Annotated in this window: 26 protein-coding genes; 17 read left to right on the top strand and 9 right to left on the bottom strand. The window is 71.6% G+C overall.

Translation table 11 applies throughout. The annotated features are described in order from the left end of the window. Nucleotides 1-6: 6 nt before the first annotated feature. From LIN44_RS23655 to LIN44_RS23665, 3 genes are read left to right on the top strand one after another with little or no spacing between them, the layout of a single operon-like run. Nucleotides 7-1,056, top strand: coding sequence for a tripartite tricarboxylate transporter substrate binding protein (locus tag LIN44_RS23655; RefSeq protein ID WP_227314695.1), 1,050 nt, complete (start codon nucleotides 7-9; stop codon nucleotides 1,054-1,056). Beyond that, nucleotides 1,053-2,339: a 3-isopropylmalate dehydratase large subunit gene (locus tag LIN44_RS23660; RefSeq protein WP_227314696.1), complete on the top strand. Its 1,287-nt coding sequence runs from the start codon at nucleotides 1,053-1,055 to the stop codon at nucleotides 2,337-2,339. The genes LIN44_RS23655 and LIN44_RS23660 overlap by 4 nt, the downstream gene beginning before the upstream one ends. A 49-nt stretch (nucleotides 2,340-2,388) precedes the next feature. Beyond that, the gene (locus LIN44_RS23665) at nucleotides 2,389-2,910 is read left to right on the top strand and encodes a 3-isopropylmalate dehydratase (RefSeq protein ID WP_227314697.1); all 522 of its coding nucleotides are present in this window, start codon (nucleotides 2,389-2,391) and stop codon (nucleotides 2,908-2,910) included. A 15-nt stretch (nucleotides 2,911-2,925) separates the two neighbouring features. Here LIN44_RS23665 and LIN44_RS23670 read toward each other — a convergent pair whose 3' ends face one another. Continuing rightward, nucleotides 2,926-3,612, bottom strand: coding sequence for a phosphoribosyltransferase (locus tag LIN44_RS23670; protein ID WP_227314698.1), 687 nt, complete (start codon nucleotides 3,610-3,612; stop codon nucleotides 2,926-2,928). A gap of 278 nt (nucleotides 3,613-3,890) precedes the next feature. Between LIN44_RS23670 and LIN44_RS23675 the strand changes: the two genes are divergently transcribed. Then, nucleotides 3,891-4,079 (top strand): hypothetical protein, encoded by a 189-nt coding sequence (locus LIN44_RS23675; protein WP_227314699.1) that lies wholly within the window; start codon nucleotides 3,891-3,893, stop codon nucleotides 4,077-4,079. On the opposite strand, the gene LIN44_RS23680 is transcribed toward LIN44_RS23675, so the two are convergent. Further along, entirely contained in the window at nucleotides 4,076-4,966 is an 891-nt protein-coding gene (locus LIN44_RS23680) for a LysR family transcriptional regulator (RefSeq protein WP_227314700.1), read from the bottom strand. The genes LIN44_RS23675 and LIN44_RS23680 overlap by 4 nt on opposite strands. Nucleotides 4,967-5,142: 176 nt before the next feature. Between LIN44_RS23680 and LIN44_RS23685 the strand changes: the two genes are divergently transcribed. Together LIN44_RS23685 and LIN44_RS23690 are read left to right on the top strand one after the other, a co-directional pair. After that, nucleotides 5,143-5,601, top strand: coding sequence for a nucleoside deaminase (locus LIN44_RS23685; RefSeq protein ID WP_227314701.1), 459 nt, complete (start codon nucleotides 5,143-5,145; stop codon nucleotides 5,599-5,601). Beyond that, nucleotides 5,594-6,862, top strand: a complete 1,269-nt coding sequence (locus tag LIN44_RS23690) for a cyanate transporter (RefSeq protein WP_227314702.1) — start codon at nucleotides 5,594-5,596, stop codon at nucleotides 6,860-6,862. Before LIN44_RS23685 ends, LIN44_RS23690 begins: the two co-directional genes overlap by 8 nt. A gap of 85 nt (nucleotides 6,863-6,947) precedes the next feature. On the opposite strand, the gene LIN44_RS23695 is transcribed toward LIN44_RS23690, so the two are convergent. Beyond that, on the bottom strand, nucleotides 6,948-7,085 hold the full coding sequence (locus LIN44_RS23695; RefSeq protein WP_227314703.1) for a hypothetical protein: 138 nt from the start codon (nucleotides 7,083-7,085) through the stop codon (nucleotides 6,948-6,950). A gap of 405 nt (nucleotides 7,086-7,490) precedes the next feature. On the opposite strand from LIN44_RS23695, the gene LIN44_RS27585 reads away from it, so the two are divergent. The 8 genes from LIN44_RS27585 (at nucleotide 7,491) to LIN44_RS23730 (ending at nucleotide 15,148) form a co-directional block, all read left to right on the top strand. Further along, nucleotides 7,491-7,613, top strand: coding sequence for a hypothetical protein (locus LIN44_RS27585; protein WP_255638404.1), 123 nt, complete (start codon nucleotides 7,491-7,493; stop codon nucleotides 7,611-7,613). A 40-nt stretch (nucleotides 7,614-7,653) separates the two neighbouring features. Further along, the gene (locus LIN44_RS23700) at nucleotides 7,654-7,971 is read left to right on the top strand and encodes a hypothetical protein (RefSeq protein ID WP_227314704.1); all 318 of its coding nucleotides are present in this window, start codon (nucleotides 7,654-7,656) and stop codon (nucleotides 7,969-7,971) included. Between the two features lie 725 nt (nucleotides 7,972-8,696). After that, entirely contained in the window at nucleotides 8,697-9,674 is a 978-nt protein-coding gene (locus tag LIN44_RS23705; protein WP_227314705.1) for a LuxR C-terminal-related transcriptional regulator, read from the top strand. A gap of 86 nt (nucleotides 9,675-9,760) precedes the next feature. After that, the gene (locus LIN44_RS23710) at nucleotides 9,761-10,714 is read left to right on the top strand and encodes a glycosyltransferase family A protein (RefSeq protein WP_227314706.1); all 954 of its coding nucleotides are present in this window, start codon (nucleotides 9,761-9,763) and stop codon (nucleotides 10,712-10,714) included. Between the two features lie 107 nt (nucleotides 10,715-10,821). Further along, nucleotides 10,822-12,033 (top strand): GDP-mannose 4,6-dehydratase, encoded by a 1,212-nt coding sequence (gmd, locus tag LIN44_RS23715; RefSeq protein ID WP_227314707.1) that lies wholly within the window; start codon nucleotides 10,822-10,824, stop codon nucleotides 12,031-12,033. A 28-nt stretch (nucleotides 12,034-12,061) separates the two neighbouring features. Beyond that, nucleotides 12,062-13,054: a GDP-L-fucose synthase gene (locus LIN44_RS23720; RefSeq protein WP_227314708.1), complete on the top strand. Its 993-nt coding sequence runs from the start codon at nucleotides 12,062-12,064 to the stop codon at nucleotides 13,052-13,054. Between the two features lie 23 nt (nucleotides 13,055-13,077). Next, a complete protein-coding gene (locus LIN44_RS23725) occupies nucleotides 13,078-14,328 on the top strand; it encodes a glycosyltransferase WbuB (RefSeq protein WP_227314709.1) in 1,251 nt (416 codons plus the stop codon). Nucleotides 14,329-14,368: 40 nt separating this feature from the next. After that, complete coding sequence (locus LIN44_RS23730) at nucleotides 14,369-15,148, top strand: class I SAM-dependent methyltransferase (RefSeq protein WP_227314710.1); 780 nt, start codon at nucleotides 14,369-14,371, stop codon at nucleotides 15,146-15,148. 86 nt (nucleotides 15,149-15,234) lie between these two features. Here LIN44_RS23730 and LIN44_RS23735 read toward each other — a convergent pair whose 3' ends face one another. The 5 genes from LIN44_RS23735 to LIN44_RS23755 all read right to left on the bottom strand — a co-directional run bounded on the left by LIN44_RS23735 (nucleotide 15,235) and on the right by LIN44_RS23755 (nucleotide 21,536). Continuing rightward, nucleotides 15,235-16,449, bottom strand: coding sequence for a glycosyltransferase (locus LIN44_RS23735; protein WP_227314711.1), 1,215 nt, complete (start codon nucleotides 16,447-16,449; stop codon nucleotides 15,235-15,237). Between the two features lie 62 nt (nucleotides 16,450-16,511). Continuing rightward, nucleotides 16,512-17,888, bottom strand: coding sequence for a hypothetical protein (locus LIN44_RS23740; RefSeq protein WP_227314712.1), 1,377 nt, complete (start codon nucleotides 17,886-17,888; stop codon nucleotides 16,512-16,514). After that, complete coding sequence (locus tag LIN44_RS23745; RefSeq protein WP_227314713.1) at nucleotides 17,882-19,072, bottom strand: glycosyltransferase; 1,191 nt, start codon at nucleotides 19,070-19,072, stop codon at nucleotides 17,882-17,884. The genes LIN44_RS23740 and LIN44_RS23745 overlap by 7 nt, the downstream gene beginning before the upstream one ends. Then, complete coding sequence (locus tag LIN44_RS23750) at nucleotides 19,069-20,334, bottom strand: hypothetical protein (protein WP_227314714.1); 1,266 nt, start codon at nucleotides 20,332-20,334, stop codon at nucleotides 19,069-19,071. Before LIN44_RS23750 ends, LIN44_RS23745 begins: the two co-directional genes overlap by 4 nt. Then, a complete protein-coding gene (locus LIN44_RS23755; protein ID WP_227314715.1) occupies nucleotides 20,331-21,536 on the bottom strand; it encodes a glycosyltransferase in 1,206 nt (401 codons plus the stop codon). Before LIN44_RS23755 ends, LIN44_RS23750 begins: the two co-directional genes overlap by 4 nt. Nucleotides 21,537-21,805: 269 nt before the next feature. Between LIN44_RS23755 and LIN44_RS23760 the strand changes: the two genes are divergently transcribed. After that, complete coding sequence (locus LIN44_RS23760) at nucleotides 21,806-22,531, top strand: polysaccharide deacetylase family protein (protein WP_227314716.1); 726 nt, start codon at nucleotides 21,806-21,808, stop codon at nucleotides 22,529-22,531. Here the strand turns inward: LIN44_RS23760 and LIN44_RS23765 are convergent. After that, a complete protein-coding gene (locus tag LIN44_RS23765) occupies nucleotides 22,528-23,685 on the bottom strand; it encodes a glycosyltransferase family 4 protein (protein WP_227314717.1) in 1,158 nt (385 codons plus the stop codon). The two genes, LIN44_RS23760 and LIN44_RS23765, sit on opposite strands and share 4 nt — an antisense overlap. 209 nt (nucleotides 23,686-23,894) lie before the next feature. Between LIN44_RS23765 and LIN44_RS23770 the strand changes: the two genes are divergently transcribed. Together LIN44_RS23770 and LIN44_RS23775 are read left to right on the top strand one after the other, a co-directional pair. Then, nucleotides 23,895-24,449, top strand: coding sequence for a putative colanic acid biosynthesis acetyltransferase (locus LIN44_RS23770; protein WP_111520832.1), 555 nt, complete (start codon nucleotides 23,895-23,897; stop codon nucleotides 24,447-24,449). 272 nt (nucleotides 24,450-24,721) lie between these two features. Continuing rightward, complete coding sequence (locus LIN44_RS23775; protein ID WP_227316412.1) at nucleotides 24,722-25,813, top strand: polysaccharide biosynthesis/export family protein; 1,092 nt, start codon at nucleotides 24,722-24,724, stop codon at nucleotides 25,811-25,813. Nucleotides 25,814-25,851: the final 38 nt, after the last annotated feature.

The following is a 25,851-nucleotide window of genomic DNA, read 5'->3' on the forward strand; positions in this document are numbered from 1 at the left end:
GCCGCCATGCCTGAGTTCCGTCCGTCCAGCCTGACCCGTCCGCCTTCGATTCCGCGCCGCGCCACGATGCGGCGCCTTGCCACGCTCGGCACGGTGGCCGCGTGCGCGCTGGCCCTGCCGCTGTCGGCGGCGGCGCAGGCGCAAGGCCAGCCGCAGGCGCAGCTTGCCGGCGGCAAGCCGATCCGGATCCTGGTGGGCGCGCCCGCCGGCGGCACCACCGACACGCTGGCGCGCACCATCGCCCAGGAGATGTCGCAGGAGCTGGGCCAGCCCGTGGTGGTCGAGAACCGCCCCGGCGCCGGCGGCAATATTGCCGCCGACCTGGTCGCCAAGAGCGCGCCGGACGGCAGCACGCTGCTGATGAGCTTCACCAGCCATACCATCAACGCCACGCTGTACAAGAAGCTGCCGTTCGACCCGGTGCAGGACTTCACGCCGATCACGCTGGTCGCCACCGTGCCCAGCGTGCTGGTGGCCACGCCCCGGCTGGCGGCCAACAACGTGCCCGAACTGATCCGGCTGGCGCGCTCGGAGCCGGGCAAGCTGAACTTCGCCATCGGCTCGGTCGGCTCGTCGCTGCACATGGCCGGCGACATGTTCAAGATGATGACCGGCACCTACATCGTCAACATTCCGTACAAGGGCACCTCGCCGGCACTGACCGACGTGCTGGCGGGCCAATGCGACCTGATGTTCGCCAGCACCATCAACGTGCTGCCGCACGTGCGCGCGGGCAAGCTCAAGGTACTGGGCGTGACCAGCCCCGCGCCGCTGCCGCAGTTCCCGGGCGCGGCGCCGATCGGCAATACCGTCAAGGGCTTCGAGTCGAGCGCGTGGTTCGGGCTGTTCGGCCCGGCCGGCATGCCGCACGAGACCACGCAGGCGCTGTACCAGGCCGCGCGCAAGGGGCTGGAAGCGCCCGCCGTGCGCAAGCGCCTGGAGAACGACGGTGCGCAGCCGATGGGCACGCCGCCCGAGGCCTTCGCCGCGTTCGTGAAGCAGGACGTCAAGCGCTGGGCCGGCGTGGTCAGGTACTCGGGCGCGTCGCCGGAATGAGCGCGCTCCCCGCCACGCTCGCACAGAAGCTGGTGGCACGCGCCGCCGGGCTGGCGCATGCCGAGCCCGGCACCGTGGTGATCTGCCAGGTCGACCTGGCGATGTCGCATGACTCGAGCGGTCCGCGCCGCGTGGCGCCGCTGCTGCAGGAGCTCGGCACCGGGGTCTGGGATCCGTCGCGCTATGTAGTGGTGACCGACCATTTCGTGCCCGGCGGCGACGCCCAGGCCGAATCGATCCTGCGCTTCACGCGCGACTGGACACGCGAGGCCGGCGCGCACTTCATCGACGCCGAAGGCATCTGCCACGTGGTGCTGCCCGAGCGCGGCCATGTGCTGCCGGGCCGCCTGATCGTCGGCGGCGACAGCCACAGCCCCACCGGGGGCGCCTTCGGCGCGTACATGTTCGGCGTGGGCGCGACCGAGATGGCCGGCGTGCTCGCCACCGGCGAGATCTGGCTGCGGGTGCCGGACACCATCCGGCTGCAATGGGACGGGCAGCTCGCGCCCGGGGTGTGCGCCAAGGACATGATGCTGTTCCTGTGCGCCACGCTGGGCATGGGCGGCGGGCGCTACCAGGCGCTCGAATACACCGGCAGCGCCGTCGCCGCGCTGCCGCTGCAGGAACGCATGACGCTCACCAACATGAGCACCGAACTCGGCGCGCAGACCGGGCTGGTGGCGCCCGACGCGGTCACGCTGGAGTGGCTGGCGCAGGCCGGCGTGCCGACGCAGACGCTGGCGTCCATCGACCTGGACCACTGGCGCACCGATGCCGGCGCGCCGCTGCTGGCGGCGCATCGCTTCGACGCCGCGGCGCTGGTGCCGCAGGTGGCCGCGCCGCACTCGCCCGCCAACAGCGCGCCGGTCGACCGCGCCGCCGGCGAGCCGGTGCAGATTGCCTACCTGGGCGCCTGCACCGGCGCCAAGCTGGAAGACCTGCGCATGGCCGCGCGCGTGCTGCGCGGGCGCCGCGTGGCCGCCGGCGTGACGCTGCAGGTGGCGCCGGCCTCGCGCCGCGACCAGCTGCAGGCCGAGCAGGAAGGCACGCTCGGCATCCTGGCCGACGCCGGCGCCATGCTGCTGCCCAATGCCTGCGGCGCCTGCGCGGGCTATGGCGCGGCCCGCTTCCCGGCGGGCAGCCGCGCCATCGCCTCGACCGCGCGCAACTTCTCGGGCCGCATGGGCGACGCCGGCAGCGCCGTGTGGCTCGGCTCGCCGATGACGGTCGCCGCCAGCGCGGTCACCGGCCGCATCACCGATCCGCGCACCCTGCTGGAGTAACGCCGCGGCCCCCACCTCGTGCCCGCCGCCGGCGGGACAGACTTCCCGCATGACCTCTGCCTCCGCCCCCGCCCCTGCCGGCCGCCTCTGGCGCTTCGGCGACAACATCGACACCGATGCCATGGCCCCGGCCGTGCTGATGAAAGCGCCGCTGCCGGTGCTGGCCCGGCATTGCCTGGCCGCGCTGCGCCCGGAGTTTCCCGAGCGCGTGCGCCCCGGCGACGTGCTGGTGGCGGGCGCCAACTTCGGCATCGGCTCCTCGCGCGAGCAGGCGCCGCAGGCGCTGCGCGAACTGGGCGTAGGCGCGGTGGTGGCGCAATCGTTCGGGGGGCTGTTCTATCGCAACGCCATCAACCTGGGCCTGCCGGTGCTGGTCTGCGCCGACACCAGCCGTCTGACCGACGGCGCGCACGCGGTGCTGGACCTGGATAGCGCGCAGTTGCGGCTGGACGATGGCAGCGTGGCGGCGTGCGAACCGATCCCGGCGTTCCTGCGCGCCATCCTGGCCGCGGGCGGGCTGGTGCCGCACCTGAAGGCGCGCCTGGCGCGCGAACGCGGCCGCCCGGACTGAAGCCGGCGCGGCCGCTCAGGCCGTGGGTGGCGTGCGCAGCAGCGCCAGCGCCTCTTCGTCGCTGGTCTGGCTGAAGTCGAGATAGAAGGCGCCGACCGCGCCGAAGCTGGGCGGCGTGTTCAGGCAGATCACTTCGTCGGCGGCCGATGCCAGGCTGGCCAGCCCGTCCTGCGAACCCACCGGGGTAGCCGCGATCACGCGCGCCGCGCCGGCCATGCGCACGCCTTCGAGCGCGGCGCGCATGGTGGCGCCGGTGGCGACGCCGTCATCGACCACGATCACCACGCGTCCGGCGCGCGCCGGCACCGGCTTGCCGCCGCGGTAGCGCTGCTGGCGCCGCGCGATCTCGTCGAGCTGGCGCCCGCGCTCGGCATCGAAGCTGCCGCTGTCGACGGCGCGGCGGGCCCACGGATCGTCATTGACCACCGTGTGCGGTCCGCCGCCGCCGGCATCGCCCTCCACCACCGCGCCCAGTGCCAGCTCCGGGTAGCCCAGCGCGCCGATCTTGCGCACCAGCAGCACGTCGAGCTGCCCATCGAGCGCGCGTGCCACCTCGAACGCCACCGGCACGCCGCCGCGCGGCAACGCCAGCACCAGCGGCGGCTGGCCCAGTTGCGCGGCGCCAAAGCCCAGCCCGGCCAGGTGGCGGCCGAGGTATTGGCCGGCCTCGCGGCGGTCGGCAAAGCACGGGGGCAAGGACATGGCGGTTTCCATGGGGGGAGGGGGGACAGCCAGCGCAGGCGGTCCCTCCGCCCAATATAGACCCTGGCGCTGCCCGCGGCGGCGGCGTACGGACCACAGGCAGCGGCGAGCCAGCGTGACCGGGCGCCATTAGGCGCACGCGTGCAACAGTGTGTTGAGGCTGGGGTGGCTGACTACGCCGCAGTGCAGCATTACGATGGCGGCTGGCACTGACAACGCCGCACCGACATTGCCGGGCAGCCATAGCCTGCGCCCGGCCCGATCGCATGAGCCCTGACATGACCACACCCTCCCCCGCCCGCGCCGCGACGGCGCAACCCCAGCACGACGCCACCGCAGACATTTCCCCGCTGGCCGCCCCCGACATTCCGTTCGGTTCGCTCGAAGCCGCCGCGATGGCCGAGCTGCCCTACACCTTCCGCCCGGCCGGCACCTGCACCCGCTACTACAACGAGTTCTTCGGCTAAGGCGCGGACGGCGCGGGCGGCGCGCCCGCCGCCATCACGGTCTCGCACAGCGCGGCCAGCCGCGCCGCCATGTCCCGCGCGGCGGCCGGCAGGTCAGGCTGCGCGTGCAGGCTCAGTTCGATATCCGGCACCGTGGCGGGCCAGCCGTGCTCCAGCACGGTGTGATGCGCCGTGGCCAGCCGCCGCGGCAGCAGCGTCACGCCCAGGCCGTCGGCCACCGCCGCCAGGATGCTGGCCAGGCTGGCGCTGACAAAGGCCACGCGCCAGCGCCGGCCGCCGGCGTCGAGCGCGTGCGTCATCTCGCCGCGATACAGGCCGCCCACCGGAAACGCCACCAGCGGCACCGGGTCGCGCGCCACCGCGGGGCGGCTGCGGCTGTCGATCCAGCACAGCGGCTCGGGCCAGCTGGCCAGCCCCTGCGCCTGGCCGGTGCGCTGCTTGACCAGCACCAGGTCCAGCTCGCGGTCCTGGAAGCGCTGCCACAGCTCGTGGCTCATGCCGCTGGTCACCTCCAGCCGCATGCCCGGCCAGTCATCGGCAAACCCGGCCAGCACCGGCGTCAGCGGCCGCGCGGCAAAGTCCTCGGGCACGCCCAGCCGGATCTCGCCCTGGCCCGCGCTCTGGCGCAGCTGCCCCACCGCCTCGGCCATCAGTTGCTGCAACCGGCGCGCATAGCCGAGCAGGCGCTCGCCTTCCGGCGTGGTGGTGACATAGCGGCCGCCGCGGTCCAGCAGCACGCAGCCCAGCTGCTCCTCCAGCCGGCGCACCTGCTGGCTGACGGTGGACTGGGTCAGGTGCACGCGTTGGGCGGCGCGGGTAAAGCTGCCGCTCTCGGCGACGGCGACGAAGCTCTGCAGCAGCACAGGGTCGAGACGGCAATCTTGCATGGCGGCGGAGGTATTGGTTTATCCACTGCCGGCGATTTCATCATTTAATTTCCCAATTACCAAGGGCGGCGCTACAGTTCGGCACGATGGCCGGCCTGGCGTCCGGGCTGCCATCGGTCTGACTTCAAGCACCATGCCGCGTTGCGCGCGAGCATGTACCCACTTTTCTGCCAACCATGACGACTCACCAGGATTTCATGCGGGAGGCGGTGCGCCTCGCGGTGGCCAACCGCGACCGCGGCGCGCGCCCGTTCGGCGCCGTACTGGTGCTCGACGGCGAAGCCGTCGCCACCGGCGTCAACGACATCGTCCACAGCCACGATCCCACCACCCATGCCGAGATGGAGGCGCTGCGCGCCGCCGCGCGCAAGCTGGGCCGGCCCGACCTGCGCGGCAGCGTGGTCTATGCCAGCGGCCATCCGTGCCCGATGTGCCTGGCGGCGATGACCATGGCCGGGGTGCAGGCGGTCTACTACGCCTTCGACAACCAGGATGCCGCGCCCTACGGCATGTCGAGCGAGGCCGCCTACCAGGCGCTGCGCCTGCCGCTCGACCCGCCGCCGCTGCCGCTGACGCGGGTGCCGGTCGACCTCTCCGCCGCGCAGCTCTACGGCATGCGCGCGCGCCGTGGCTGAGGGCGCCCGGCCGGCGCATTGCGCGCCACCGCGCTGGCTGGTGCTGGCGGCCGTGGCCGGCATCGGCCTGAACCTGCGGCCGTTCCTGACCGCGGTGGGGCCGCTGGCGCCGGCCATCCGCGGCGGCACCGGCCTCAGCTACCAGGGCATGGCGTGGCTGACGCTGCTGCCGATGCTGCTGATGGGGGTGGGGGCGTTCTTCGGCCCCGCCATCCGCGCGCGGCTGGGCGCGCGCACCGCGGTGCTGGGCGCGCTGGCCCTGCTTGGCGCCGGCTGCGCGCTGCGGCTGGGCGTGGCCGGCGGCGCCTGGCTGATCGCCTCGGCGGCGCTGTGCGGGCTGGGCGTGGCGGTGGTGCAGGCGGCGTGCCCGGGACTGGTCAAGCAGGAATTCCCGGCGCGTGTGGCGCCGGTGATGGGCCTGTATTCGGCGGCCCTGATGGGCGGCGGCGCGCTGGGCGCGCAGCTGTCGCCGTATGTGACCGAGCTGGCCGGCAGCTGGCGCGAGGCGCTGGCGCTGTGGACCGTGCCCGCGCTGGCGGCGCTGGCACTGGCGTGGGTGGCGCTGCCGCGCGGCCCGGCCCGCCAGCCGGCCCTGGCCGCGGCTGCACTGGCAGGCCGCCCGGCCTGCGCCGCCGGCAAGACGCGCGCGCTGCTGCGGCGGCCGCGCACCTGGCTGCTGATGGCCTGCTTCGGCGTGATGAACGGCGGCTATGCCTCGCTGGTGGCATGGCTGGCGCCGTTCTACCAGAGCCATGGCTGGAGCGCGCCGGCCAGCGGCTCGCTGGTGGCGCTGATGGCCGTGGCGCAGGCCGCGGCGGCGCTGCTGCTGCCGGCGCTGGCGGCGCGCCGCCTGGACCGGCGCGCGTGGATGGCACTGGCGCTGGCCCTGCAGGTCGCCGGCTTCGCCGGGCTGGCGCTGTGGCCGGACGCCGCCCCGCACGCCTGGGCCGTGATCGGCGGCGCCGGCCTGGGCGGCTGCTTTGCGCTGTACCTGGTGGTAGCGCTGGACCACCTGCCCGATCCCGACAGCGCCGGCGCGCTGAGCGCGGTGATGCAGGGCGGCGGCTTCCTGCTGGCGTCGCTGGCACCGTGGCTCACCGCCATGCTGCAGGCCCGCACCGGCAGCTTTGCCGCAGGCTGGTGGTACCACCTGGCGTGTGCGGCGGTGGTCGGCGTCCTGACCATGCGGCTGGACCCGGCGCGCTACGGCGCGTCCTTTGCGTTGCCGGCGCCCGCCGGCTGTGCGCGGCAGGCGGGATGAAACCGGCTTGGCCGCGCTGAGGGCGGACGGCTGATACCAGTCTGGCCTTCAATCCGCTCAACCGCTGCGCGCGGCAGACGCGCGGTCAGCGCGCCGGTGCGGCCTCCACCATGGCGGTGGCATCGGCCGGCACCGGTGCCTGCGGCAGCGCGAACAATGCCGCGGCCGGCGGCGACAGACCCTGCAGCCATTGCAGGGCAAGCACGATAAGCATGACCGGCATGGCGCCTCCTTCCCGCGTACGTGGCCACTTCCCACTGGTATAGCGCATTGCGCCCGGGCGGCGCCATGCCGACGACCGGCATCGTCACTGCGTACCTGTTTCTGCGTCCCTGCCGGGCAGTCCCGGCCACGGTAGCGGCCGCGCCCGGCGCGCCCGCCTTGCGAGATTTATTTCGCATGTAACGTCACATTACCTTCAAGGCTGTGCCCGCGGGCCGTCCGTGAGGTCCGCCACGGTACCCGCAAAGCCTTGCCTGGCAACGGTTTCTGGCGGGGCATGCGGGCCTGGCGGGGGTTCGCGCGTGCAGGCACCACTTGTGAGACAGGCTTACAAGTGCAAGCGCGCAGCGCGGGGACCGGCCGCTACATTGAAGCCGTGTCCAACGCGATCCCGCCAGGAGCCAAGATGAAACGAGCCCTCTCGCTGGTGGTGCTGCTGTCTACCACCGCCGCACTGCTGTCCGCCTGCATCGTGGTGCCCCCGCGCGGCGGCCCGCCGCCGCGCCACCACCATCATCACCACTACTGATTCCACTACTGATTCCGTCACCGCCCAAAGGAGCCCTCCCATGAAACGCCAACTCCTGCTTGCTGCAGCCGTCCTTGCCACGGGCGGCGCCTTCGGACTGACCGCCCCTGCCGAAGCCCATCCGGCGCCCGCCGCCCACGGCTACGGCCACCCGCCGCCGCCGCCGCGCTACGAGCCGCACCCGGCCGCGCGCCGCGGCCAGGTCTGGGTGCCAGGCCACTGGGAAGCCCGCGGCGGGCGCTACGCCTGGCGCGGTGGCTACTGGCAGCCGCAGCGCGTCGGCTACCGCTACGTGCCCGAGCGCTGGGTGCGCGGCCCGCACGGCTGGGTCATGCGCCCGGGCCGCTGGGTACGCTGAGCCGGGCGGCCGGCGCCATCATCCCGCCTCGCGGCCTGCTCCCCACCGATGGGTGGTGGCAAGCCCCGCGCGGGCGGTGGCGCCGGCGCCGCAGCGTTCATCCATGGTTGCAACCGCGCCTCATCCAGAAGCACTAGACCATGTGCGCGAAGTGGCGGTAAATCTGCCGCATTGATTTCACAACCATTCTTTCCGCAGCGCGTTTCATAATTGGAGCAGCGCCGCTGAGGGTGTATTCCGGACACCCCTCAATAGGGTTATAAAATCGTCATACGGGGCTATGGATAATAGAATCTGTTTCAGATTTGCAACCAATTAAATTCTGAATGTCACATCGGTGAAACCACCCAGAACGGCGCCGGCGCGCCGTTCCCGGAACCTGGCAGGTATAAATACGATATATTTGAAGGGATTATGAAGGTCCTTTCATTCCCGCCTTCATTCCACCCCGGACCCACTTGCTTGCATTCCCCTCCCCCAGCCCATAAGATGAATTCCAACTGATTTAGGAGCAAGCAGCACCCGGGTTCGGGTTTCGGGGTCATCCTTCCAGTCATGGGCAAGTTCCCGCCACAACAACGGAACCGTCCGGCATGGAAGCATGGGGGTCAGCCACAGCGCCAGCCACCAGTCACCAGCCATCGCGGTGACGGCGGTCCTGTCACGTCTTCCATACGCAAAGTGCCCCGTAGTCCGCCCCCGGGTAAAAACGGGGAGTGAAGTTCATGAATGCGTTGCTGATCGAGGAGCATCCGCTGCTCCGGCTCGGGCTATTGCAGATGCTCGAGAACATCGAGGAATCCGCGCAGGTGGCAGCCATTGCACCCGCGGATATCGCCAGGCTGGACGCCCGGCACCATCATGCGGACCTGCTCGTGTTCGGCATGCCCGCCGACCCCGGGCCCGGCTGGGGGTTGCTGGAACAGGCCCGGCAGACGCTCGCGCCGCAACGCATCCTGATCCTTGCCGACACCCTGCCCCTGCACGTGCCGAGCGCAGACAGCGCGCGCGGCATCTGCGGCTGCCTGCCCAAGTCCGCTTCGCTGGCGGTGATCGAGGCCGCCATCCGCATGGCCGTGTCCGGCGTCCAGGGGCTGGTCTTCGCGGCCGAAACCGGCACCCTGCCCTCGGCGTCGCGCTCGGCGATGCCGGCCACGCAATCACTCGCCTCGGCTGCGCCGCTGCCGCTCAGCGCCGCGCATCCGGCCCAACCGCCGGGGGAGCAGCTGGCGCTGGCGTCCTGCGCCAGCACCCCGCGCGCCGCCTTGCGTACCACCGTGGCGCTGCGCGACCTGACCGAATTGCGGCCCGGCCAGCCGCTGTCCGCACCGGCCCCGGCGGTCTCGCCAACGCCCGCTGCCATGCCGCTGAGCGAGGAAGAACCCGGCTACGACGAGGCTGAGATGCTGAAGATCACGCCGCGCCAGTACGAGGTGCTGGTGCTGCTGGCGCGCGGTTATCCGATCAAGACCGTCAGCCGCATGCTCAATATCTCGGTGGCAACGGTGAAGAGCCACGCCTGCACGCTGTACCAGCGGCTCAAGGTGCGCAACAAGGGCGAAGCCGTCTACGCGGCCCTGCAGCGCGGCGCCACGCTGGAATGGGTCAGCGGCGACGAACGCATCACGCGCGAAACCAATGGCGCCGGGTTGGCGCCAAGGCGCAACGAACCGCCGTGCCAGGCGGTCAGGCCGGCGGTCTGAATGACGGCCTGAGAGATTTGCCGCGCGCCGCGCCCGCACAGACGGGCCGGCGCCAACCCGGCGCTTGCCGGACGGGAGGGGTCATCATGCAAGCCAGCACGTTCTTGCCCAGCTTTTCCGTGTGCGTCAGCACGCGCGACCATCCGGACGGCCTGCGCCGGACCTTGCAGTCGATCGCGGCGTCGACCATGCCGCCGCACCAGCTGATCGTCTGCGACGACAGCAGCCACGACACCACGCGCGCGCTGATGCGCGAGGCCTACCCCGACATCCCCTGCCTGGACGGCCCCCGCCGCGGCGCTGCCGCCAGCCGCAACCGGCTGCTGCGCGCGGCCACCGGCACCCACGTGCTGTTTCTCGACGACCGCGCCACGCTGGGGCCGACCTTCCTGCAGCAGATGGGCGAACGCCTCGCCGACGACTTCATCTACCGGGTCGCCGCGGGCGGCGACGCCGACGCGCTGGTGCTGACCGGCACGGCGATGTGCGCCGGCGAATGCCTGCGTCCGCAGCGCGAGGACTTCCTCGGGCAGCCGTTGCGGCGGCCGCGGGGCCGGGCCGCGCGGACGCGGCCGCTGTGCGCGGTGGTGCTGTCGAGCACGGTGTTCCCGCGCGCGCTGCTGGAGCGGCTGCCGTTCGACGAGTGCCTCGATGCCGATTACGACGTCGCCGACCTGACCGGGCGCGCGGTCTACGGTTGCGGCTGCCGCATCGAGCTGGTCCCGAGCGCGATAAACCAGCTGCATGCGCAGCGCGCGGCGCCCTGCGGCGGCAATCCCGCCGCCGATGCCGCGCGCATGGTCACCATGCTGCACCGCTACGGCCGCAGCCAGCACCGCCACGACAAGGCCGCGCTGTTCCTGATGCTGGCGCTGCCGCACAACCTGGGCCAGCACCTGCATCGCAGCGGCTGGCGCGGCGTGGCGCCGTTCTGGGCCACCACGCGCCTGCTGTGGCAGCACTTGCGGCTTGCGCCCGGCCACGACGGCACCGCCGAGCGCGCCCGCGCCGAGGTCACGGCGCCGATGCCGCGCACCTGATCCGTGGCGGTGCGCCCACACCGCCAGCCGCCGTTGTGTGGGGTAGCAGACGGTGCGCCGCCGGAGCGCGGCGCTACAGTCGCCCCACTTGCTAACGGATCAGAGCCATGGGCGCAAACGAGCTGGACACACTCGGTCATATCACCGGCACCGGGCCTGAGCGGGCCGCGCCGCGCGGGCGCAACGGCGTCCGCCGCGCGCTGATCACCGGCATCACCGGGCAGGACGGCTCGTACCTGTGTGAACTGCTGCTGGGCAAGGGCTATGAAGTCCACGGCATCAAGCGGCGCAGCTCGCTGTTCAACACCGAGCGCATCGACCACCTGTACCAGGACCCGCAGGCGCAGGAGCGCCGGCTGATCCTGCACCACGGCGACATGACCGACACCGCCAGCCTGGTGCGCGTGGTGCAGCAGTCGCAGCCGGACGAGATCTACAACCTCGCCGCGCAGAGCCACGTGCAGGTCTCGTTCGAAGAGCCCGAATACACCGCCAACACCGACGCCATCGGCACGCTGCGCCTGCTGGAAGCGATCCGCATCCTGGGGATGGAAAAGCTCACGCGCTTCTACCAGGCCTCGACCTCCGAACTCTACGGGCTGGTGCAGGAGATCCCGCAGAAGGAAACCACGCCGTTCTATCCGCGCAGCCCGTATGCCGCCGCCAAGCTCTATGCCTACTGGATCACGGTGAACTACCGCGAGGCCTATGGCATGTATGCCTGCAACGGCATCCTGTTCAACCATGAAAGCCCGGTGCGCGGCGAGACCTTCGTCACCCGCAAGATCACGCGCGCGATCGCGCGCATCGCGCTGGGCCTGCAGGAAACGCTGTACCTGGGCAACCTGTCGGCGCTGCGCGACTGGGGCCATGCGCGCGACTACGTCGAGATGCAGTGGCTGATGCTGCAGCAGCCCGCGGCGGAAGACTTCGTCATCGCCAGCGGCGAACAGCACAGTGTGCGCGAGTTCGTGCAGCGCGCGGCGCGCGAGCTCGGCATCACCATCACCTTCCATGGCAGCGGCGTTGACGAGGTCGGCATCGTCGAGCATGTCGATCCGCCCGCGCGCGGCGGTGCGATCGCGCCGGCGTGCAAGCCGGGCGAGATCGTGGTGCGAGTCGATCCGCGCTACTTCCGCCCGACCGAGGTGGAAACGCTGCTCGGCGATGCCAGCCGCGCGCGCGAGCGCCTGGGCTGGAGCCCGCGCATCGGCTTTGCCGAACTGGTCCGGGAAATGATCGAGGCCGACTACGCCGCGGCGCGCCGCGACGCGCTGGTCAGACTGGCCGGTTTCCAGGCCTTCAACCATCTTGAGTAGCCGCTGGCACGGCCACCGCGAGGATCCCATGAACCAGGCCCTGGCAGCGCGCCCGCGCATCTTTGTCGCCGGCCACCGCGGCATGGTCGGCTCGGCCATCGAGCGCGCGCTGCGCGCGCAGGGCGGCGCCGACATCGTCACGCGCACGCACGCCGAGCTGGACCTGTGCGAGCAGGCGCAGGTGCAGGCGTTCTTCGCCAGCCAGCGCATCGACGCGGTCTACCTGGCCGCCGCGCGGGTCGGCGGCATCCATGCGAACAACACCTACCCCGCCGAGTTCATCCACCAGAACCTCGCCATCGCCACCAACGTGATCCATGCCGCGTGGCAGGCCGGCGTGCGGCGGCTGCTGTTTCTGGGATCGAGCTGCATCTACCCGCGCCTGGCGCCGCAGCCGATCCGCGAAGCGGCGCTGCTGACCGGCGCGCTGGAGCCGACCAATGCGCCCTACGCCATCGCCAAGATCGCCGGCATCATGCTGTGCGACAGCTACAACCGCCAGTACGGCACCGATTACCGCTGCGTGATGCCGACCAACCTCTATGGGCCCGGCGACAACTACCACCCCGACAACAGCCACGTGATACCGGGCCTGGTGCGCCGCTTCCACGACGCCCGCCTGGCCGGCAGCGCGCGCGTGCCGGTGTGGGGCACCGGCAAGCCCTTGCGCGAATTCCTGCATGCGGACGACCTGGCGCGCGCCTGCCTGCATGTGATGGCGCTGCCCGCGCCGGCCTACCGCGAGGCAGCGCCCGCGGGCTTCCTCAACGTCGGCAGCGACGACGAGGTCTCGATCGGCGCGCTCGCGGCACTGGTGGCGCAGGTCACCGGCTATCGCGGCAGCATCGCCTTCGAAGCCGACAAGCCCGACGGCACGCCGCGCAAGCGGCTCGACAGCAGCGCCATCATGGGCACCGGCTGGCGCCCGCGCATTGCGCTGCAGGACGGCCTGCGCAGCGTGTACGAAGAGGCCTGCCGCACCGGCACCTTGCCGGGCGGCGTCGCGGCCGCGCTGGCCTGACCCCGGACACGCGCGGAGCGGCCATGAAGATCCTGATCTACTGCCAGAACTACGCGCCCGAACTGACCGGCATCGGCAAGTACACCGGCGAGCAGGCGCAATGGCTGGCCGCGCGCGGGCACGAGGTGCGCGTCATCTGCGCGCCGCCGTACTACCCCGCGTGGCGCGTCGGCGAGGGCTACAGCGCCCGGCGCTATGCCCGCGAGGCGCACGGCGGCGTCACGGTCTACCGCGCGCCGGTGTGGGTGCCGCGCAAGCCTTCCGGACTGCTGCGCATCCTGCATCTGATGAGCTTTGCGCTGAGCAGCCTGCCATGCATGGCGGCGCAGCTGCGCTGGCGCCCGGACGTGATCTTCGCGGTCGAGCCCACGCTGATGTGCAGCCCGGCGGCGCTGCTGCTGGGCAGCTGCACGCGCGCCCGTACCTGGCTGCACGTGCAGGACCTCGAGGTCGATGCCGCGTTCGCGCTGGGCGTGCTGCGCCATCCGCTGCTGCGCCGCCTGGCCACGCGCTTCGAGCGCGCGCTGACCACGCGCTATCACCGGGTCTCGACCATCTCGCACGCGATGGCGGACGCGCTGCGCGCCAAGGGCGTCAGCCCCGCGCGCCTGCAGCTGCTGCCCAACTGGGCCGACCTGCACGAGGCCCCGGCCGACGCGGCGCTGGCGTTCCGGCACGGCCTGGGCATTGCCGCCGACGCGGTGATCGCGCTGTACGCCGGCAACATGGGCAACAAGCAGGGCCTGGAAGTGCTGGGCGATGCCGCGCAGGCGCTGCAGGGCCACCCGCGCATCCACATGGTGCTGTGCGGCGACGGCAGCGGCCGCGCCGCGCTGCAGGCGCGCTGCGCCGGCCTGGCGCGCGTGCATTTCCTGCCGCTGCAGCCGCAGGCGCAGTTCCACGCGATGATGGCCGCCGCCGACCTCCACCTGCTGCCACAGCGCGCCGATGCCGCCGACCTGGTCATGCCGTCCAAGCTCACCGGCATGCTGGCGAGCCGGCGCGCGGTCATTGCCACCGCGCAGCCCGATACCGAGCTGGGCCGACTGGTGGCGCGCGTGGGCGTGCTGGTGCCGCCCGGTGACGCCAGCGCGCTGGCGCACGCCATTGCCACCCTCGCCTGCCAGCCGCAGCGGCGCGCCATGCATGCCGCCGCGGGCCGCGCCTGGGCCGAAGCCCACCTCGGCCGCGACGCGGTGCTGGCGCAACTGGAAACCGCACTGCAGGCACTGGTATCGCCGCCTGCCGCGCAAGACGCCTCCGCGGTGGCCTGAGCGCCGCCGCGGCCAACGCAACGCCCAAGGGGAACCCGCCATGAGTCCTGACACCGCCAACACGCAAGCCGCGCTGGCGCAACGCCTGATGCAGACCATCAAACCCCTGGTGCCCGCCTGGCTGCGCAAGTACTACCACGTGCGCCGCGAGCAGCAGCATGACGCTCGCTACGGCGCCAGGCCGCCGGGCGAGGTCTTCTCCGACGTCTACCACAGCAGCCTGTGGGGCGAGGCCGACGAGCCGGGCTTCTTCAGCGGCACCGGCTCGCACGATCCGCGCATCGTCGCGCCCTACGCCGAGGCGGTCACCGCGCTGCTGCGCGAGCTGCCGCGCAAGCCCGACGTGGTCGACCTGGGCTGCGGCGACTTCCATATCGGCAGCCACATCCGCCCGGCCTGCGGGCGCTATGTGGCCTGCGACGTGGTGGCGCCGCTGATCGCGGCCAACCGCGCGCGCTATGCCCATCTCGATGTGGAGTTCCGCTGCCTCGACATCGCCGGCGACGAGCTGCCCGCCGGCGACGTGGTGTTCCTGCGCCAGGTGCTGCAGCACCTGGACAACGACAGGATCGCGCGCGTGCTGGCCAAGCTGCACCGCTACCAGGTGCTGGTGCTGACCGAACACCTGCCGCTGGCGCCAGACTTTCCGCCCAATGCCAAGAAGCGGCTGGGGGCGTCGACGCGGCTGGCGCGCATGGTGCCGAGCGGCGTGGTGCTGACCGCGCCGCCGTTCAACCTGAAGCCGGTGCACAGCCGCGTGCTGTGCGAGGTGCGCGAAGGCGCGGGCGTGATCCAGACCGTCGCCTACACCCTGCATTGAGCCGGCGCCCGCGCAACGGCTGCGTTGCGCGGGCTTGCCACCGGCCGAATCCAGTTTCAGCCGGTCTCAGCCGGTCCCAGCCGGTCTCAGCCGGCCTCGGCCTCCGTGGTCGCGGCGGCCGAGGCCGGGGCCAGCGCCGCCAGGTAGATGGCCTCGTACTGGTCCAGCGCGCGTTCCGCCGAGAAATGCCGCACCCACGCCAGCGAGTCGGCCGAGAGCTGGTCGAGCCGTGCCTGCGGCCACGACAGCAAGTCCAGCAGCACGCCCACGTTGCGCCGGGCCCAGGCCTGCGCCTGGCCCGGTTCCATCGGCTCCATCAGCAGCGCCAGCCCGCCGCCGATTTCCTGCATCGGCGCGCGCGCCGTGGTCAGCACCGGGATGCCGCATGCCATGGCTTCGATCACGGGCCAGCCGAAGCCCTCTTCCAGGCTCGGGAACAGCAGCACCGCCGCGAGCGCATAGGCGGCGTGCACGGCCGCGGTGGACATGCCCTCCAGGAAGCGCACCTTGCCGCCCAGCCGCTCGGCGCCGGCGGCCAGCTCGCGCATGGCGGGGGTCGGCTCTGGGCCAATCATCCACAGCGGCCGCGGCGCCGCGGCGGCACCGGCCGCACCACTGGCTTCGCAATATGCCTGGTAGAGCGCCAGCACGCCCTCGCGGTTCTTGTACCACTGGTTGCCGCCGATATGGACCAGCATGCCGGGCTGGATGTCGTCGATGCCGGCCGCGTGCAGCCGGCGCATGGCGACATCGGGCGCGAGCGGGCGGAACGGGTAGTTGAGGCCGTTGTGCACCACCCGTACCCGCGGTGTCGGTCCCGGATGCAGGCGCAGCAGGTCTTGCGCGGTCTTCTCCGACACCGCGACAAAGTTCCGGCCCAGCGCGACGCCGCGCAGGATCAGCGCCTGGTAGAGGCGCCCGCTGGCCGACAGCTGGCGGCCGGGAAACTCGCCCGCGGCGGTGCGCTGCGCGATGAAATCGTGGCAGTGGATCACATGCGGGCGGCGATGCAGCAGCCACATCCACATCCCCAGCGAATGATCGGTCAGCACCACCAGCGCGCCCGCGCCCTCGCGCCGCAGCCGCCACCACGCCCACGCGGGGAACAGCATGTACTGGTCGACATAGCCGAGCCACTTGCGCAGGCCCGGGCGCGTCGACAGCCGCACCAGCACCGCGGGCGGGGTCCACAGCCGGGCCTCGTGGCCGCGCTCGCGCATGCCTTCGACGATCATGGCCGCGAAGCGGTCCATGCTGTGGCTGCCGAAAAAGACGGGGTGACCGAACAGGATGAGCCTCATATTGCTTTTGTTTTGCGGATCGATGTGGAGGTCCGATGACGTGCCTGGCCCGCGGCTTGCCGCTAGCGTGCGTGTCGTCGCCGCGGCAATGCGCGCTTGTTCGCGCCCGTCAGCCGCCCCTGCCGCTCCAGCCGCGTGACCGCCATGGTGAAGCCGACAAAGAGAAAGCCCAGCACGTTGGCGGTCAGCTGGCCGATCAGCGACCACGTCAGCAGGCATAGCGTGCTCACCAGCCACAGCAGGATGGCGAAGCAGTTGCCGGTGCGCCGCGCCGCGCCGATGGCGAGCCACATGCCGGCCACGCACACGGCGAACTTCAGCGCCACGTACAGGTAGCCGAGCAGGCCGGCTTCCTCGATGGTGCGGCCGGTCTCGGTCTCGGACAGCATGAAGGTGATTTCGCCGCGCTCGAGGTAGCTGGCCAGGTTGCTGCCGCGCCCGAGTCCCGCGCCCAGCAGGCTTGGCTTGGCGTAGGCTTCGCTCTCGCCCAGGAACATGGTGCCGACGCGGTCGCCGAAGTCTTCGTCTTCCGCGGCGTCGTGGAAGCGCTGCACCGTGCTTTCGACGGACTCGCTGAACACGGCCATGCCGACGGCCCCCATCAGCACCGCCGCGCCGACCCAGACCAGCACGCGGCGCTTGGCCACGCTGCGCCCGAACATCAGCGTGCACAGCGCCGCCACCGCGAACAGGCCCGGCAGCAGCAGCACGGTGGCGCGCGAACCGCTGACCAGCGCGCTGACCAGCAGGCTGCCCAGCACCACCAGCGCATACAGCCAGTGCCGCTTGCCCTCGCCACCGAGCACGTATTGCAGCGCCATCGGCATGGCGATCGCCAGGAAGGTGGTGTAGCCGAGCGTGAACGAGAAGGTGCCGGTGGTGCGCACGATGTCGCCGACCATCATGAAGACCCGGTCTTCGTCGCCGTCGACCTGCCGGTTCAGGAAGCTGCCGGGGGGCAGGAAATGCTGCATCACCACCAGCGGCGCCATCAGCACCATCAGCACCAGCGTGGTCTTGCAGATCGCGGCAACGTCCTCGGGCTCGAGCAGCAGCGCCGCGGCCACGCCGAACCACACATAGAGCAGCCAGAAGCGCAGCCCGACCAGCATGATCGCGAGGGAGCCGTCGCCGGCAATGGTCTGCACCAGCCCCCATGCCAGCACCAGCCCGCTCCACAGCAGCAGCAGCCGCATCGCCGGCCGCGCCGGCGTGAAGCCGCCATAGCGCATGGCGTAGTAGATGCCATAGACCGCCAGCAGGTCGCGCAGCAGCACCAGCGGCAGGCTCAGCGAGCCCGCCACCCACTTGCGCGCCGCGCCTTCGAGCACGGCCACCAGGAACACCAGCAGGAACACGGTGCCGAAGGTGGTGCGGGCCTGCCGGCGGAGGCGCGGGCGCGCCGGCGGCGCCAGGGGTGCGGCGGAGTGGCTCAGCATAGCGTCGCGATGGTTGCGACCGCGGCGTGGCGATACCTGGCCCAGGTGTACTTCTCCCCGGCCAGGCTCGCGTAGGGGCGCGCCTCGTCCAGGCTGGCGCGCACCGTGGCAAGCTCCAGCATGCGGTCATACAAGGATTGCGCGCTGACCTGGACGACCCAGCCCGCGCGCGGGAATTCCTGCAGGATCTCCTTGGCCCCGACCCGCTCCGACACCAGCGCGGGGGTGCCGCAGGCCAGCGCCTCGGCCACCACCATGCCGAACGAATCGAAGCGCGACGGCAGCACCAGGCAATCGGCATCGGCCAGCTCCTGGTAGAGCGCCGGCTGCGGCAGCGCGCCGAGCAGCGTGACCCCGGGGGTCGACGCCAGTGCCGCCGCCAGCCCGGGCTCGGCGCCGCCGCCGGCCACGGCGAGCTCCGCCTCCGGGACACGCGCGCGCACCATGGCGAAGGCCTGCTGCAGCAGGTCGACGGCCTTGAGCGTGGTCAGCCCGCCGGCATACAGGAAGCGCGTGCCGGCGCGCGTGCGCCGGCGCTGCACGTTGCCGGGCAGGCTGGCGCCGAGCAGGATCGGCCTGAGCTTGGCGTCCGGCACGCCGGCCTGGGCGTAGGTCTGCGCGGCGAATTCGGAGCAGGTGATGACCAGGTCCGCCAGCTCCACCTCGCGGTCCTTGCGCGCGTCGATGCACGCCAGGTAGGGGTCGGGCTGCAGGCCCAGCAGGGCCGCCGCGGTCGCGCGATGCACCGCCGGCGCGTCGAGCACGCAGCGCGCGCCGATGCGGCGCGCCGCCTCGAAGGTCTGCATCGCCGAGTTCTCGTAGGCCACCACCACGTCGGGACGCAGCGCCTCGACGCGCCGCGCCGCCCAGGCATCGAACAGGTGGAACACGCGGTGCGCATAGGCCGACTGCGACATGCGCAGATAGCGGTTGAGCCCGACGCGGCGGTGCAGCCCCAGCTTGAGCATGACCGGGAAGCACAGCGGATGGCGGCGCAGGGCCTGCGGGATGCCGACCTCGCGCACCTTGGCGCGCAGCGCGGGCGGCAGCCACCACGGCACCGGCTCGCCCGGACCGCGCACCGGCACGCCCGACCAGTACTGGCACAGCAGCCCCTGCTCGTGCAGCGCCTGCGCCATCTGGTGCGAATGCTGCAGGCCAGGGTGGGTGACCAGGACCTTCATGGGCGGCTCCCGTCGACGCTCAGCACGGGCGGCGGCAGCAGCCGCCCGGCACGGATCGCGCCCGCCAGCTCGCACAGCACCGCGGCGCCAAGCCCGGAAGCCAGCCCGGCCTCGAACCACAGCACGCCCCGCAGCGTGGTCAGGTCCAGCAGGTGGGGCGCGACCAGGCACCAGCCGATCACCACCGGCACCTGCATGTAGTTGAAGTGGTTCAGGCCGCGGTTGGCCAGCAGTTCCCACGCCACGCCGGCAATGCTGTAGGCGCCGGCGCCCAGGCAGGCGATCAGCAGTTCCGAGGTCAGGCCGGCGTAGTTGGCGCCGACCAGGCGCAGCAGCAGCTCCGGCCACAGCCAGGCCAGCAGCACCAGCGTGCCGGCCGGCAGCGAACCAAGCAGCAGCCAGCCCAGGTACTGGCGCAGCACGTGCTCGCGCGCCTGCGCGAAGCGCGGCACCACATACGCGCCCACCACGATGCTGACCGGCACCAGCAGCTGGCCGATGCGCGACAGCGCGCCGATCGCCGCGGTCTGGCTGACCGCGCCGTAGAACGCGACGATGCCGAAGGCGAACTGCGACTGCAGGCAGTAGAACGCGTCAATGGGAATCTGGCGGCGCGTGATGGCGCGGATCGAACGCTGGTCCTCGGCCACCGGCTCGGCCGCCTGCGCCGGCAGTTCGCGGCGCAGCCAGCGGCGCACGAACGGCACGCGCAGGCCGGCGAACAGGGTGTTGACCAGGCTGGCGGCCAGCGCGCTCTGCAGCCCCAGCAGGTAGACGCCCCATGACAGCAGCAGCCGCGCGCCCGACAGGCTGGCATCGAGCGCCTGCAGCGCCGGCGCCCGGTTGGCGAACAGCAGCACCTGGTCCACCACGCGCGACTGCATGTCGAAATACCACATCGTCAGCAGCGTCAGCAGTAACGCGGCAATGAGCGCCAGCGAGGCATGGTTGCGGTACATCAGCACGCCCGCGACGATCAGCAGCGGCGGCAGCAGGAAGGCCGAGATGCGCTTGCGCTGCGCCAGCGCCGCGCGCGTGGCCTGCGCCGCGCGCGCGCGGTCGGGCCAGGTGCGCCCGAGGATGGCATTCAGGCCGAAATGGATCCCGCCCTTGGTGATGATTGACATGGCGCCGACGATGGCCCCCGTGACCGTGTAGATCGCGTAGTCGCCCACGCTGAGCCAGTGCGCCAGCAGCAGGCCGGTGATGGCGCCGAGCCCCTGCGACAGCACCGCGAAGACAAAGATGCGCAGCGCTTTCATGGCGTGCCGCCCGGGGTGGCGCTGGTGACGGCATCGGCGGCAGGCGTGGGCGCCGGCCGCTCGCTGACGATGTCGAGCAGCCGCTGGGCGCTCTGGCGCACCTCGAAGCGCCGCAGGAAGCAGGCTTGCGCCTGCATCCGCATGCGCGCCTGCGCCGCGGGCTCGGCCTGCAGCCACTGGCGCAGGCAGGCGCCGGTGCCCTCGGCGGTATCGGCGCCGGCCAGCCCGGCGCCATCGGCAACGATTTCACGCCAGATGTTGACCTTGTCCGAGATCAGCACCGGCACGCCGCAGCCCAGCGCCTCGGCCACCGCCACGCCAAAGTTCTCCTGGTGCGACGGCAGGCAGAAGACTTCGGCCGCGTGATAGGCGCCCCATTTCAGGTCGCCCGACAGCATGCCGGTCCAGCTGAGCCGCTGGGCCAGCCCCAGGCGCCCGGCCTGCCGCGCCAGGCGCTCGCGCAGCGCCGCCTCGACCGGGCCCGCCAGCACCAGCTGCAGCCGCGGGTCGGCACCGGCGACGCCGGCAAAGGCCTCGATCAGCAGGTCGCACCCCTTCTTCTCGTGGATCCGGCCCAGGAACAGCACGATGCGCTTGCCGCGCAGCGCCGGGAACGCGGCGAGGAAGACCTCGCGCAGCGGCGCGGCCGCGGTGGGCGGCTGCGCGGTGCCGTATCCCGCCACCAGCTCGCGGCAGCGATAGGGCCAGAACGCATTGCGCGAACGGCGCTGCTCTTCCTCGCAGGTGAACAGCACCGCGCGCGCGCCGCGCAGCACCCAGTAGTCGCCGAGCAGCCAGTACAGGCTCTTCTTGATGTGCTTGAGCGGATAGCGCTCGCGGAACCACGGATCGAGCATGCCGTGGGTAAACACAAAGTACGGCACCGGACCGCCGCGCAGCGCGAGGCAGGTGGCGAGCGCATGGAACTGCCACAGGCCTTCGACCAGCACGGCGTCGTAGTCGCGCGCATGGGCGCGCAGCCACGCCAGCATCCTGGGGTTGAAGCCGTATTTGGTCGAGGTCGGCCCCAGGGCGATCACGTTCATCTCGCTGGCGCGCACGAACGGTGCGTCAGGTGCGTCGCCGCAGCACACGTCGATGTCGGCGCCACGTTCGCGCAGCGGCAGGCGCAATTGGCGGATGCCTTCGATGGGACCGCCCCCGGCGGGGTCGATGGAGGGTATGACGTGCAGCAATCTCATGGTGCAGGGCGATCTCCGGAATCCGCGCGTCGTGCCCGCACTGTGCCTGGCACTGGTCCCAGGCTGGCGCCAATGGCAAGCGGGGCCATACGTCCTCGTGCCCGCAGCATGAGCCAGCGCGCCCGCGGGCTCTGTTCGCTGCCACACACCCGCGTGGCCAGCGCCGGCGCCGCCCGGCCAATGTGGACCAGCGCACCGAGCCGGCCCCCGCAGCGCACCAGAATGGCCTGCACTGGCGCCATCCGCATGGCGCGCACCGGGTCCCTGCCATGCCGATTCCGATCCTGATGTACCACCAGATCGACGCGCCGCCGCCACGCCGCTCGCCCGGGCGCGGGCTGTGGGTGCCGCCCGCGCGCTTTCGCCGGCAGATGCGGCTGATGCACCGGCTCGGCTATCGCGGCCTGAGCATGCGCGACCTGATGCCGTACCTGCACGGCGAGCGCAGCGGCAAGGTGTTCGGCATCACCTTCGACGACGGCTTCCGCAACGTGTTCGAGCACGCCATGCCCGCGCTGGATGCGCTGGGCTTCACCGCCACCAATTACTTTGTCTCGCGCCAGCTGTCGGGCAGCAATGTCTGGGACCGCGACCTGGGCATCCGCCCCGCGGCGCTGATGAGCGTGGCGCAGATGCGCGCCTGGCACCAGCGCGGCCATGAGGTCGGATCGCATACGCTGGATCATGTCGACCTGCGCCGCATGGCGCCGCACGAGGCGCGCCGGCAGATCGCCGCGTCCAAGGACGAGCTGGAGCAGTGGCTGGGCGTGCCGGTGACGGCCTTCTGCTATCCCTACGGCAGCCAGGATGCCGCGCACCGGGAGATGGTGCGCGAGGCAGGCTACGCCAACGCCACCATCACCGCGCGCGGCCTGGCCCGCGCCAGCGACGACCCGTTCGGCCTGCCCCGCGTCAGCGTCTATTGCGCCACCGGCATGCTCGGCTTCCTGCGCAAGTGCCTGACCGCGCATGAGGACCGCTGGCGCGAAGCCTAGCGGCCTGCTTCGGAACCCTGCTGCTCGGTGTTGAACGGTACCTGCTCGTGCGGCTCGCTGGGATGCTGCGTGAAGCGCGCGATGGCCTCGGCATAGCGCTGCGCCACCGCCTTGCGTTCATGCTCGCGCAGGAACTGGCGCGTGCCGGCTTCGTCCCGGCGCGACGCGCCGGCCAGCACGGCGGCCATGGCCGCGTGCAGCGGCTCGGGCGCCGGCTCGACCACCCAGCCGAAGTCGCCGACCGCTTCGGGCAGGCCGCCGCGCTGGCTGACGATCACTTCGCAACCCGCCGCCAGGCCTTCCAGCGCGACGATGCCAAACGACTCATAGCCCAGCGACGGCGCCACCAGGCATTGATGCCGCCCCAGCAGCGCGGCCACGCCGGCGGCGCACTGGCAGCCGGCAAAGTGCACCGCGGCCGCGCAGCCAAGCCCGGCGGCCAGCCGCGCCAGGGCCTCGCGCTCGGGCCCGTCGCCGACGATGGTCAGGCGCGCGTGCGGCTGCCGCGCGTGCAGGCGCGCGAAGCTGCGCATTAGCAGGTCCACGCCTTTTTCGGACACCAGCCGCCCGACGAAGATAAAGCTTCCCGCCGGCCGCGTGCCGGCTGGCGGCGGCGCGGCGAACAGTTCGTCGCGATAGCCGTTGTGGATCACCAGCGGCTGGCCCGGCAGCCAGCCGGCCAGGTAGTGGCTGACGCAGATGCCGTCATAGAAGCGCGACAGCCAGCGCTTGATCGCACCGCTCCAGGCGCCGCGCGTGTGGCCATGGACCACGTAGGGGCCGTGGTGCGTCAGCACGATGCGCCGGCGCAGCGCGCTGGCCAGCATCACGTCGTAAAAGGTCAGGCCGACGAACAGCACGCGCCGGTGGCGCAGCATGGCGCGCGCGAGCTGCAGCTTGCCGCTGACCCGGGTCACGGTGAACGGGAACGTGGTGGCGTCGCCGGGCGCGGCCGGCGTGCGCGTGGCCAGCTCCACCGGATAGCCCAGTTCCGCCAGCCCGCTTGCCAGCTCTTCGGCGAACCGCTCCATGCCGCCGATCAACGGATGGAAGGGGGCGCTGTAGATCAGGATGCTTGGCAGCGGCGCAGGCGCAGGGGTCTCGCGCAGCCGCAAGGGATGCATCATCGCGTCATGGCTCCGGTGGCGCAGCATGCAAGCACGCCTGTGCACGCTGTGTCCTGCCTGCAGCATGCGCCAGCACCGGGTGCCGTTCCGTGCGCTGGCGCACCTGCGTGGAGCGTGACGGCGGTCACGCCACGCGCTAGCGCTTCCCGCCCGGCTTCTGTGGCACGGCGCACCGATGCGCCGGCCGGCTTCGCGCGAGCATCGCCGCAATGCCCGCCGTCCCCGGAACGCTCCGTATGATCATCCAGCACACCCACCGCACCTCCGGCCCGTCGTTTTCGCTGTCCAACCGTGTGCGCCGGCAGCTATGGAACTGGGTATGGCTGTGGCTGTTCCGCCCCAGCCTGCGCCCGATGCATGCCTGGCGCGCCGCGCTGCTGCGGCTGTTCGGCGCCCGCCTCGGCCGCGACGCGAGGGTCTATCCCGCGGCGCGGATCTGGGCGCCGTGGAACCTGGTGATGGGCGAGCATACCGCCGTTGCCGACGGCGTGACCCTCTACAACATCAGCCCGATCACGCTGGGCGACTACGCCATCGTGTCACAAGGCTCGCACCTGTGCACCGGCTCGCACGACTACAACAGCGAGACCTTCCAGCTGATCGCGTCGCCGATCACGCTGGAGCGCCATGTGTGGGTGTGCGCCGAAGCGTTCATCTCGCCGGGCGTGACCTTGCCCGAAGGCGCGGTGATTGCGCCGCGCACGGTGGTGACCAAGCCGCTGCGCGAAGCCTGGACGGTGTATGGCGGCACCCCCGCGCGCCCCATCGGCCAGCGCCGCCCGCAGCCATGAGCCGCGCGTGCGGCGCCATGCCTGCGGCGCAATCGACCAGTGCGCGGCAGGCCACCCAAGGCGCCCGCGTCAGTGTGCGAGAGCGCACCGATTCACGCTACCCGCCGCCCTAGGCTGGGAGCATCGGGGGCCTGCCGTCCGAGCGCGGGCGCGCCCCAATGTGCAGGAGGAATGTCGTGGAAACCAGTCAATGCCGCACCGCTTGCCGCACCGCCAGCCTTACCCACCGCACCCGCCGGTCGCGCCAGCGCTCGCTGCCGGGCCTGTGCGCCATGCTCGGCGCCGCCCTGCTGCTGGGCGGCTGCGCCGCGTCGCCGGGGATGCACTTCAGCCCGAGTGCGAACGTCGACGCCGTCGGCCCGGACGCCAAGCCGGACATCACGCCCATCACCATGGACCTGGTGCGCGAGCTGCGCGCCAAGAGCAAGCCCACCAATGACCGTGTCGAAGAACTGTTCGCCACGCCCAAGCCCTACGTGATCGGCCCCGGCGACATCATCTCGGTGGTGGTGTGGGACCACCCGGAACTGGTGTTCCCGACGCAGACCTACAGCATCGGCGCCGGCTTCGAGGTCCCGGCCTCGACCGGCGGCTCCAACATGCCGGGCTATGTGGTCAGCCCGAATGGCGACATCCAGTTCCCCTATGCCGGCGTGATGAAGGTCTCCGGCAAGACCGCCAACCAGGTCCGCGACGAAATGGCGCGCGTGCTCTCGCGCGTGGTGCGCAATCCGCAGATGACGGTGCGCGTGCTGGGCTTCCGCAGCCAGCGCGTCTATGTCGACGGCGAGGTCCGCACGCCCGGCATGCTCGCCATCGACGACGCGCCGATGACGCTGGTCGAAGCGCTGAACCGCGCCGGCGGCGTGCTCAACAACACCGGCGACAACAGCCGCGTGCGCGTCACCCGCGGCGAGCGCAGCTGGTACGTGAATATTCCCGCGATGCTGGCCAAGGGCATCGATCCGTCGCGCATCCTGCTGCGCTCGGGCGACATCGTGCGCGTCGAGCAGCGCGAGGACAGCAAGGTCTTCGTCACCGGCGAAGTGGTCCGGCCGAGTTCGCTGCTGATGCGCAACGGGCGCATGACGCTGAACGAGGCGCTGGGCGATGCCGGCGGCGTGAACCCCAACTCCGCCAACGCCGAGCAGATCTACGTGATCCGCAAGACCGCCAACGATGCGCCCAAGGTGTTCCACCTCGACGGCACCTCGCCGGTGGCGCTGGCGATCGCCGAGGGCTTCGAGCTGGAGCCCAAGGACGTGGTCTACGTCGACGCGCGCGAAGTGGTGCGGTGGAGCCGTGTCATGAGCCTGCTGGTGAGCCCGATCGTGGGCGTCAACAGCCTGACTACGCGGCCGTGAGCCATGCTGCCGGCGCCGCCCCTAGTCTCCGATGAAGC

It is taken from the genome of Cupriavidus sp. MP-37 (assembly GCF_020618415.1).
In the GTDB taxonomy this organism is placed as follows: domain Bacteria; phylum Pseudomonadota; class Gammaproteobacteria; order Burkholderiales; family Burkholderiaceae; genus Cupriavidus.

What these genes read in the sequence shown, in the direction of transcription:
- LIN44_RS23755 (WP_227314715.1), bottom strand. Translation starts at nt 21,536, where the DNA reads ATGAGATTGCTGCACGTCATACCCTCCATCGACCCCGCCGGGGGCGGT.
- LIN44_RS23670 (WP_227314698.1), bottom strand. Translation starts at nt 3,612, where the DNA reads ATGTCCTTGCCCCCGTGCTTTGCCGACCGCCGCGAGGCCGGCCAATAC.
- LIN44_RS23750 (WP_227314714.1), bottom strand. Translation starts at nt 20,334, where the DNA reads ATGAAAGCGCTGCGCATCTTTGTCTTCGCGGTGCTGTCGCAGGGGCTC.
- LIN44_RS23760 (WP_227314716.1), top strand. Translation starts at nt 21,806, where the DNA reads ATGCCGATTCCGATCCTGATGTACCACCAGATCGACGCGCCGCCGCCA.
- gmd (WP_227314707.1), top strand. Translation starts at nt 10,822, where the DNA reads ATGGGCGCAAACGAGCTGGACACACTCGGTCATATCACCGGCACCGGG.
- LIN44_RS23700 (WP_227314704.1), top strand. Translation starts at nt 7,654, where the DNA reads ATGAAACGCCAACTCCTGCTTGCTGCAGCCGTCCTTGCCACGGGCGGC.
- LIN44_RS23725 (WP_227314709.1), top strand. Translation starts at nt 13,078, where the DNA reads ATGAAGATCCTGATCTACTGCCAGAACTACGCGCCCGAACTGACCGGC.
- LIN44_RS23745 (WP_227314713.1), bottom strand. Translation starts at nt 19,072, where the DNA reads ATGAAGGTCCTGGTCACCCACCCTGGCCTGCAGCATTCGCACCAGATG.
- LIN44_RS23765 (WP_227314717.1), bottom strand. Translation starts at nt 23,685, where the DNA reads ATGCTGCGCCACCGGAGCCATGACGCGATGATGCATCCCTTGCGGCTG.
- LIN44_RS23705 (WP_227314705.1), top strand. Translation starts at nt 8,697, where the DNA reads ATGAATGCGTTGCTGATCGAGGAGCATCCGCTGCTCCGGCTCGGGCTA.
- LIN44_RS23695 (WP_227314703.1), bottom strand. Translation starts at nt 7,085, where the DNA reads ATGCCGGTCATGCTTATCGTGCTTGCCCTGCAATGGCTGCAGGGTCTG.
- LIN44_RS23675 (WP_227314699.1), top strand. Translation starts at nt 3,891, where the DNA reads ATGACCACACCCTCCCCCGCCCGCGCCGCGACGGCGCAACCCCAGCAC.
- LIN44_RS23720 (WP_227314708.1), top strand. Translation starts at nt 12,062, where the DNA reads ATGAACCAGGCCCTGGCAGCGCGCCCGCGCATCTTTGTCGCCGGCCAC.
- LIN44_RS23740 (WP_227314712.1), bottom strand. Translation starts at nt 17,888, where the DNA reads ATGCTGAGCCACTCCGCCGCACCCCTGGCGCCGCCGGCGCGCCCGCGC.
- LIN44_RS23735 (WP_227314711.1), bottom strand. Translation starts at nt 16,449, where the DNA reads ATGAGGCTCATCCTGTTCGGTCACCCCGTCTTTTTCGGCAGCCACAGC.
- LIN44_RS23730 (WP_227314710.1), top strand. Translation starts at nt 14,369, where the DNA reads ATGAGTCCTGACACCGCCAACACGCAAGCCGCGCTGGCGCAACGCCTG.
- LIN44_RS23710 (WP_227314706.1), top strand. Translation starts at nt 9,761, where the DNA reads ATGCAAGCCAGCACGTTCTTGCCCAGCTTTTCCGTGTGCGTCAGCACG.
- LIN44_RS23665 (WP_227314697.1), top strand. Translation starts at nt 2,389, where the DNA reads ATGACCTCTGCCTCCGCCCCCGCCCCTGCCGGCCGCCTCTGGCGCTTC.
- LIN44_RS23685 (WP_227314701.1), top strand. Translation starts at nt 5,143, where the DNA reads ATGACGACTCACCAGGATTTCATGCGGGAGGCGGTGCGCCTCGCGGTG.
- LIN44_RS23680 (WP_227314700.1), bottom strand. Translation starts at nt 4,966, where the DNA reads ATGCAAGATTGCCGTCTCGACCCTGTGCTGCTGCAGAGCTTCGTCGCC.
- LIN44_RS23770 (WP_111520832.1), top strand. Translation starts at nt 23,895, where the DNA reads ATGATCATCCAGCACACCCACCGCACCTCCGGCCCGTCGTTTTCGCTG.
- LIN44_RS23775 (WP_227316412.1), top strand. Translation starts at nt 24,722, where the DNA reads ATGCTCGGCGCCGCCCTGCTGCTGGGCGGCTGCGCCGCGTCGCCGGGG.
- LIN44_RS23660 (WP_227314696.1), top strand. Translation starts at nt 1,053, where the DNA reads ATGAGCGCGCTCCCCGCCACGCTCGCACAGAAGCTGGTGGCACGCGCC.
- LIN44_RS27585 (WP_255638404.1), top strand. Translation starts at nt 7,491, where the DNA reads ATGAAACGAGCCCTCTCGCTGGTGGTGCTGCTGTCTACCACCGCCGCA.
- LIN44_RS23655 (WP_227314695.1), top strand. Translation starts at nt 7, where the DNA reads ATGCCTGAGTTCCGTCCGTCCAGCCTGACCCGTCCGCCTTCGATTCCG.